The 3992-nt window shown below is 64.6% G+C and carries 4 protein-coding genes; 2 read left to right on the forward strand and 2 right to left on the reverse strand.

Annotation, left to right across the window (positions count from 1 at the left end):
- Positions 1 to 522, forward strand: a 522-nt coding sequence (dcd, locus tag PSV33_RS03805) for a dCTP deaminase (RefSeq protein WP_300558865.1), incomplete at its 5' end; no start/stop codon positions are given.
- Positions 523 to 738: 216 nt separating this feature from the next.
- On the opposite strand, the gene PSV33_RS03810 is transcribed toward dcd, so the two are convergent.
- Both PSV33_RS03810 and PSV33_RS03815 read right to left on the reverse strand, forming a co-directional pair.
- Positions 739 to 1161, reverse strand: coding sequence for a universal stress protein (locus tag PSV33_RS03810; RefSeq protein ID WP_300558867.1), 423 nt, complete (start codon positions 1159 to 1161; stop codon positions 739 to 741).
- A 44-nt stretch (positions 1162 to 1205) separates the two neighbouring features.
- The gene (locus PSV33_RS03815) at positions 1206 to 1649 is read right to left on the reverse strand and encodes a universal stress protein (RefSeq protein ID WP_300513371.1); all 444 of its coding nucleotides are present in this window, start codon (positions 1647 to 1649) and stop codon (positions 1206 to 1208) included.
- Between the two features lie 109 nt (positions 1650 to 1758).
- Here PSV33_RS03815 and PSV33_RS03820 point away from each other — a divergent pair.
- Positions 1759 to 3992: cation-translocating P-type ATPase (locus PSV33_RS03820; protein WP_300558869.1), on the forward strand; the 2234-nt coding region annotated here is incomplete at its 3' end.

The following is a 3992-nucleotide window of genomic DNA, read 5'->3' on the forward strand; positions in this document are numbered from 1 at the left end:
ATGATCGAACCCTTCGAGCCGGGCCAGATCCGCGAAAGCGAAGGCCGGAAGATCATCAGCTACGGCACCAGCAGCTACGGCTACGACATCCGCTGTGCGCCCGAGTTCAAGGTCTTCACCAACATCCACAGCACCGTGGTGGATCCGAAAAACTTCGATGAAAAGAGTTTTGTCGACTTCCATGGCGACAGCTGCATCATCCCGCCCAACAGCTTTGCGCTGGCCCGCACGCTGGAGTACTTTCGTATCCCGCGCAACGTGCTGACCATCTGCCTGGGAAAAAGCACCTACGCGCGCTGCGGCATCATCGTCAACGTCACGCCCTTCGAGCCCGAATGGGAAGGTTATGTGACGCTGGAGTTCTCCAACACCACGCCGCTGCCCGCGAGGATTTACGCGGGCGAAGGCTGCGCGCAGGTGTTGTTCTTCGAGAGCGATCCCGACGATGTCTGCGAAGTCAGCTACAAAGACCGCGGCGGGAAGTACCAGGGCCAGGTCGGGGTGACCCTGCCCAAGGCCTAGCTTCATACCTGTTCGATGTGGATGCAGGTGGTGATGGGAAAACCTCTCACGTTTGACCGAAGGGCGGACGTGGAAGGCCAGCCAAACCGGGGTGTCGAGATGCCCGCGCGGTGGCTGCCAAATAAGAAACCGCGAAGCGCTTGCTTCAACGAAAAAAAGCTGGCGGTGCCAGCTTTTTTTTGTGGGGTGGCGGGTTGGGACCTGGCGTGTTGCAGTCTATTTGACCAGCAGTACCGGAATTTCCGAGTCCGTCACCACGCGCTGGGCCACGCTACCCATGACGGCCCGGCCGAGGATGCCGTGACCGTGCGTACCCATGACAATCATGTGGGCCTTTTCGCGCTTGGAGGCGCGTACCACTTCTGTCGCTGGTGATCCGGCGACCCAGATGGTGCGGTATTGCAGGTTGTGCCGCTTGAGGAAACGCCCGATCGGGTCAAGCACTTTCTTGGCCTCGTCCTCATAGTAGGCGTTGACGGTGCTTGCACCCACCATGCCCTTGACGCGCGGAGGAACAGGCGGCTGCACGTTGAGCACCACCACTTCATCCTCGGGGCCGGCCAGGCTTTCGTGCGTGACGAGAAAGGCCAGGGCCTTCTTGGTGTATTTGCTGCCATCAGCGGCGAACAGGACTTTCATTGTTTCTCCTTGTGCTGGATAAGTACCGGTGTTGAAAAATCAGTTTAGCGCAACACCAGAACCGGCACGCTGCTGTGTGTCAGCACATGCTGGGTTTCGCTGCCCAGCAGGACGCGCTTGATCCCCTTGCGGCCATGCGAGGCCATGACGACGAGGTCGCATTTGTGTTTTTTCACGGCAGAGATGATGGACTCGGCCACCAGGTCGGAGCGTGCAATGACGGCCTTGGCCTTGAGGCCTTCGCCCTGCGCCTGCAATTGAACGGCATCCACCACAGCCTGGCCCTTGTCGGCCCATTGTTTCTCGGTGCGCGCCACGTCCTGCGACGAAATCGTGATCCCGCCTTCAAAATAGCTGACCGGATACCGCGGCACCACATAAAGCGCGACCAGGTCCGCGCCCACGGCGCTGGCCAGGTCAATGGCGCTGCGCACGGCTTTTTTCGAGAGGGCGGAACCATCGGTGGCGACAAGGATGCGTTTGTACATGGCGGTTTCTCCTGGGAGTTGATGCGAGGCCTGCAGCTTAGGCTGGCGATTGTCCGGCCCGCTTGATCCATGTCAATCGGGTGCTACCGGCGGGCGGTAGGCTTGCTCCATGCTCACTGCTACCCTCGATACCGGCGCCGCGCAACAGGCCTTGCGTTGGTCCGCGCTGGACGAGCGCGCCGAATGGGAGGGCTTCAGCCGGCCGTTGCCGGGGCGCGCGGACCTGTGGGAGTCCTACCTCGCGATCGAGGGCATGCATTGCGCAGCCTGCTCGCTCACGGTGGAGGAGGTGCTGCAAAAGCTCCCCGGCGTGGACAACGTACAGGTCAATGGCGCCAGCGCCGTGGCCCGGGTGGCCTGGTTGCCAGGGCAGGGCCAGCCCTCTGCCTGGCTGGCCGCGCTGCAGCGGGCTGGTTACGGTGCGCTGCCCGCCGGCGACATGCTGGCTGCCGCGCCGCGCATCCAGGCCCAGCGCATGATGCTCTGGCGCTGGCTGGTGGCGGGCTTTTGCATGATGCAGGTCATGATGTACGCCTTCCCGGCCTACATCGCCGGGCCGGGCGACATCTCGACCGAAGCTCAGGGGCTGCTGCGCTGGGCCTCCTGGGTGTTGACCCTGCCGGTCGTGCTGTTTTCGTGCTGGCCATTTTTCTCTTCGGCCTTGCGCGATCTGCGCAACCGGCGTGTCGGCATGGACGTGCCGGTGGCGCTGGGCATCCTCATTGCGTTCGGTGCCAGCTCTGCGGCCACCTTTGACCCGGCTTCGCGCTGGGGCGCAGAGGTCTGGTACGACTCTGTCACCATGTTTGTTTTTTTTCTGCTCTCTGGGCGACTGCTGGAGCAGCGCCTTCGGGACCGCACCGCCGGTTCGCTCGAGGCGCTGGTGCGGACCCTGCCCGATGGCGTGGAGCGGCAGGGGGCGGACGGCGCCTTCGAGCGTGTGGCCTTGCGCCGCCTTGTAAGCGGGGACCTGATCCGCCTGCTGCCCGGTGAAGTGATTCCGGCTGACGGCACGGTGATGGCCGGCGAGAGTCAGGTCGATGAAGCCCTGCTCACCGGCGAGTCCACCCCGTTGCAACGCCGTGCCGGTAGCGCGGTCATTGCAGGCAGCCATAACCTGAGCGGCATGCTGTTGGTGCGGGTGGAGCGCGCCGGCAGTGAAACCCGTTACGCCGCCATGGTGGCGCTCATGGAGCAGGCGTCAGTACAGAAGCCGCGCCTGGCACGAATTGCCGATCGCATCGCCGGGCCATTTGTTCTGCTGGTCCTGCTGGCGAGTGCCGCCGCGGCGCTCTGGTGGTGGCCCAGCGACCCGGTGCATGCGATCAGCGTGGCGGTGGCGGTGCTGATTGTGACCTGTCCCTGCGCGCTCTCGCTTGCCACGCCGGCCGCGACACTTGCCGCCGCTGGTGCCCTGGCGCGGCGGGGTGTGCTGGTGCGCCGGCTGGAGGCGCTGGAGAGCTGTGCCATGGTGGACACAGTGGTGTTCGACAAAACCGGCACGCTGACCGAAGACCGCATGGCGGTGACCGTCAGCCGCACGCGCGAGGGAATCACTGCGCCGCAGGCCCTGTTGCTGGCGGCTGTGCTGGCGCAGCATTCCCTGCATCCTCTGTCGCGTGCCATTGTTCACGCGGCCGGCATTGCACCGGGGTCTGCTGTGGATGTCACCGAAGTTCCCGGCCAGGGCTTGCAGGGTCATGTCGCCACTGGTACCGGCGCGAAGTTGAACGCCATGCGTCTCGGATCGGCCGCATTTTGCGGAGCGCCGGCCGATGGTCAGGCCGCGGGCGGTCCGCAGGTGCATATGTCGGATGAACAAGGCTGGCTCGCCAGTTTTGAGATGGATGAGGCCCTTCGGCCAGACGCCGGGCCGGCGGTGGACGCGCTGCATGCTCTGGGCCTGCAGGTGCAACTGCTTTCCGGCGACCGGATTGCCGCCGTCACGCGCCTGGCTGATCGCGCCGGCATCGACCAGGCGTACGGGCAGCGCACGCCGGAAGGCAAGCTGGCGCATGTGCGCGAGTTGCAGCAGCGGGGCCAACGCGTTGCCATGGTTGGTGACGGCATGAACGATGGGCCGGTGCTGGCCTGTGCCGATGTATCGGTCGCGATGGGGCAGGCCGTGCCGCTGGCACAGGCCAAATCCGACTTCATTGTGCTGGGCGGTCAGCTGGCTGCGGTGTCTGCGTTGCTGCAGCATGCGCGCCGTACCCGTGCCGTCGTGCGCCAGAACCTGGCGTGGGCAGCTCTTTACAACGCCGTGTGTGTGCCTCTGGCGATTCTCGGCTTCATGCCGCCCTGGCTGGCCGGACTGGGCATGGCCGCCAGTTCGCTGCTGGT

Source organism: Polaromonas sp. (assembly GCF_029945895.1).
Classification (GTDB): Bacteria; Pseudomonadota; Gammaproteobacteria; order Burkholderiales; family Burkholderiaceae_C; genus Polaromonas.